The 3,830-nt window shown below is 72.2% G+C and carries 4 protein-coding genes; 1 reads left to right on the top strand and 3 read right to left on the bottom strand.

Annotated elements, in window-relative coordinates; all coding sequences use genetic code 11:
* The 3 genes from hemW to rph form a co-directional block, all read right to left on the bottom strand.
* A partial coding sequence (gene hemW, locus COGEMETH_RS12830) for a radical SAM family heme chaperone HemW (RefSeq protein ID WP_238183005.1) occupies positions 1–1,086 on the bottom strand: 1,086 nt, incomplete at its 3' end.
* Positions 1,087–1,124: 38 nt separating this feature from the next.
* Entirely contained in the window at positions 1,125–1,757 is a 633-nt protein-coding gene (gene rdgB, locus COGEMETH_RS12825) for an RdgB/HAM1 family non-canonical purine NTP pyrophosphatase (protein ID WP_238183003.1), read from the bottom strand.
* Positions 1,754–2,467: a ribonuclease PH gene (gene rph / locus COGEMETH_RS12820; RefSeq protein ID WP_238183002.1), complete on the bottom strand. Its 714-nt coding sequence runs from the start codon at positions 2,465–2,467 to the stop codon at positions 1,754–1,756. The genes rdgB and rph overlap by 4 nt, the downstream gene beginning before the upstream one ends.
* A 220-nt stretch (positions 2,468–2,687) precedes the next feature.
* On the opposite strand from rph, the gene hrcA reads away from it, so the two are divergent.
* On the top strand, positions 2,688–3,779 hold the full coding sequence (gene hrcA, locus COGEMETH_RS12815) for a heat-inducible transcriptional repressor HrcA (RefSeq protein ID WP_238183000.1): 1,092 nt from the start codon (positions 2,688–2,690) through the stop codon (positions 3,777–3,779).
* Positions 3,780–3,830: the final 51 nt, after the last annotated feature.

The following is a 3,830-nucleotide window of genomic DNA, read 5'->3' as shown; positions in this document are numbered from 1 at the left end:
GCCGTCGCCGACGAGGGCCTCGATCCGCGCCGGGTCGAGGGGGCGGCCCTTGAGGGCGGCGTAGCGGGCCGGGTCGATGCCCTCCGAGAGGCGCAGGCCCATCATCAAGAACTCGTCGCCCTGGTCGGCGGCGGCCAGGGTCTCGGTCTCGACGATGCCGTGGCCCGCCCCCTCGACGCGGGCGAGCCACGCCTCAGGCGCCCGCTCGGTGACGGTGCCGAGGCGGCCCGCCCCGGTGACGAGCCGGCCATGGGCGCCGGGGCCGATCCCGGCATACTCGCCGTAGCGCCAGTAGAGCAGGTTGTGGCGCGACTGGGCGCCGGGGCGGGCGTGGTTCGAGATCTCGTAGGCCGGGAGCCCCGCCGCCCCGCAGACATCCTGCGTCACGTCGTAGAGGGCGCGCGAGACCTCGTCGTCCGGCGGCACCAGCCGGCCGGCCGCCGCCAGCCCGAAGAACGGCGTGCCGGGCTCGATGGTGAGCTGGTAGAGGGACAGGTGCTCGGCCGCCCGCGCGACCGCATCCGTCAGCTCGGCCCGCCACGCCGCCGGCGTCTGGCCGGGGCGGGCGTAGATCAGGTCGAAGGAGGTGCGGGCGAACGCCGTTTGCGCGATCCGGATCGCCTCGAACGCCTCCGCGGCGCTGTGCAGGCGCCCGAGCGCCTTCAGCGAGGCGTCGTCGAACGCCTGGACGCCGAGCGACACCCGGTTGACCCCGGCGGTCCTGTAGCCGCGAAAACGCCCCGCCTCGACGCTGGTGGGGTTGGCCTCCAGGGTGATCTCGGCCTCGGGCGCCATCGCCCAGGCCGCGGCCACCGCCTCCAGCAGGCCCGCCACCGTCTCCGGCCGCATCAGCGAGGGCGTGCCGCCGCCGAGGAAGACGCTGGTGACGGTCCGCCCCGGCGTGCGGGCGGCCACGTGCGCGATCTCGGCCCGGAAGGCGGCCAAGTAGCGCGGCTCGTCCACGGGGGCGTGGCGGACGTGGCTGTTGAAGTCGCAATAGGGGCACTTCGAGGCGCAGAAGGGCCAGTGCAGGTAGATGCCGAAGCCCGCGTCGCGGGTCGGATGGTCGGGGCCGGTCGGTTCCATGATGGCTGGGATGTGCGCGCGCGCCGGCCGAATGGCAATCAGCCCGGCCGGCGCAGGCAGGCGCGGGCCAAATCCACGAAGGCGCGGGCCCGGTGCGAGAGGGCGTTGCCGCTCTGCCAGTCGACACCGTGCTTCTCGTCGGCCGTCATCTCGCCGAAGGTGCGCGCGTGCCCCTCCGGCCGGAAGATCGGGTCGTAGCCGAAGCCGGCCGTGCCGCGGGGGGGCACGAGGTCGCCGAGGACGCGGCCCTCGAACAGTTCGGTGTGCCCGTCCGGCCAGGCGATCACCAGGGCGGAGACGAAATGCGCCCGCCGGTCGGTCGCCCCGCGCAGGTCGAGTTCGGCGGTGATCCGGGCCATCGCGCCGGAAAAGTCCTTGGCCGGCCCGGCCCAGCGGGCAGAGAAGATGCCTGGCGCCCCGTCCAGCGCCCCGACGCAGAGGCCGGAATCGTCGGCGAAGGCCGGCAGGCCCGCGGCGCTTGCCGCAGCCAGTGCCTTGATGGCCGCGTTCTCGGAGAACATCGTGCCGGTCTCCTCCGGCTCGGGCAGGCCGAGTTCGCCGGCCGAGACCGCCTCGATCCCGAAGGGGGCGAGCAGCTCCCGCATCTCGGCGAGCTTGCCGGGGTTGTGGGTGGCGATCACCACCTTCCCGGTGAGGAGGCGGTGACTCACGCGAGCGCCTGCTTCTGGAGGGCGACGAGGTCGGCGACGCCGCCCTTGGCCAGCCGCAGGAGTTCCAGGAGTTCGCCTTCCGAGAACGGCTTGCCCTCGGCGGTGCCCTGCACCTCGACGATGCCGCCCGAGCCCGTGAGCACGAAGTTGGCGTCGGTCTCGGCCGCCGAATCCTCGGCGTAGTCGAGGTCGAGCACGGGCGTGCCCTTGTGGATGCCGCATGAGACGGCCGCGACGTGGTCGCGCAGCGGGTCGACGGAGATGATCGAGCGGGCGCGCATCCAGGTGAAGCACTCGTGCAGGGCCACCCAGGCGCCGGTGATCGCGGCCGTGCGGGTGCCGCCGTCGGCCTGGATCACGTCGCAATCGACGGTGATCTGCTTCTCGCCGATGGCCTGCAGGTTGGTCACGGCACGCAGGCTCCGGCCGATCAGGCGCTGGATCTCCTGCGTGCGCCCCGAGGGCTTGCCGGAATTCACCTCGCGGCGGGTGCGCTCGTGGGTGGCGCGCGGCAGCATGGAATATTCGGCCGTGACCCAGCCCTTGCCGGAGCCCCGCAGCCAGCCCGGCCCCCGCTCCTCCAGGGAGGCGGTGCAGAGCACGCGGGTGTTGCCGAAGCTGACGAGGCAGGAGCCTTCCGCGTAGCGGGCCACCGCGCGCTCGAGGGTGACGCTGCGCAACTCGTCGGCTGCGCGTTTCGACGGCCGCATCGCGCGCGCCTCCATTGTGCCGGGGATGAGGGCCGGGCTCATAGGCCGCCCCGCCGCGGCCGGCAAGCCGGCGAGGGGGGGCCTTCCGGAACTCATCATTACAGGGAGACTGCCCGGCGACGCTTGGCGGGCGATTTCCGCGCCTGCGCTCACCGGGCGCGGCGATGCGGGTTGATCCGCGGACGCGAGGGGAACACAGTTGCGCGACAGGATCGCGTGCGTGACAGACCCCAGCCCCTTCGCCCCACAGCCGTCGTTCCAGGCGCTCACCGCCCTGAACGAGCGGGCCCGCGAGATCTTCCGCCAGATCGTCGAGAGCTACCTGACCACCGGCGAGCCGGTGGGCTCGCGCAATCTCGCACGCATCCTGCCGATGGGGCTGTCGCCGGCCTCGATCCGCAACGTGATGTCGGACTTGGAGCATTCCGGGCTGATCTTCGCCCCCCACACCTCGGCCGGCCGCCTGCCGACCGAGCAGGGCCTGCGCTTCTTCGTGGATGCGATGCTCGAACTGGGCGACGTGGGCCGCGAGGAGCAGGAGCGGATCGAGGCGCAGATGCGGGCGGCGGCCTCGCGCCACACCTTCGATTCGGCGCTGGCCGAAGCCTCGACCCTGCTGTCGGGCATCTCGCGGGGCGCCGGCGTGGTGCTCACCACCAAGCAGAACGTGCACCTCAAGCACATCGAGTTCGTCCGGCTCGATCCGGCCCGCGCCCTCGTGGTGCTGGTCTCCGACGACGGCTCGGTGGAGAATCGCCTGCTCGACCTGCCGCCGGGCATGCCGGCGGGTGCCCTGCAGGAGGCTTCGAACTTCCTCAACGCCCGCCTCCAGGGGCGGACGCTGGGCACGCTGCGCGCCGAGATCGAGGCGGGGCGTCAGGAGATGAAGCGGGAGCTCGACGCCATCACCGAGCGGCTGGTCGATGCGGGGCTCGCCACATCCGTCGGCCCAACGGAGGCGCGCCAGCTCATCGTGCGGGGGCAGGCCAACCTGCTCGACGACCTACGCGCGGTCGAGGACTTGGAGCGCATCCGCCTGCTGTTCAACGACCTGGAGACGCAGAAGGACGTGATCGATTTGCTGGCCCGCGCCGAGGGCGGGGACGGGGTGCGCATCTTCATCGGCTCGGAGAACAAGCTATTCTCACTCTCCGGCTCGTCGCTGATCGCGGCACCTTTCCGCGATGGCTCCCAGAAGATCGTCGGCGTCGTCGGCGTGATCGGGCCGACCCGGCTCAACTACGCCCGCATCGTGCCGATGGTCGATTATACCGCCCGCGTGGTCTCGAAGATGCTCGACCGGGGGACGTGAAAAGGAGCGGGCTGCGCTCCCTCCCCCGCAAACGGGGGAGGGAGCGCAGCC

The sequence above is a fragment of the Methylobacterium trifolii genome (genome assembly GCF_022179685.1).
Taxonomy (GTDB): domain Bacteria; phylum Pseudomonadota; class Alphaproteobacteria; order Rhizobiales; family Beijerinckiaceae; genus Methylobacterium; species Methylobacterium trifolii.
Note: the sequence above shows the minus strand (reverse complement) of the source record. Positions and strands in the feature narration are given on the sequence as shown.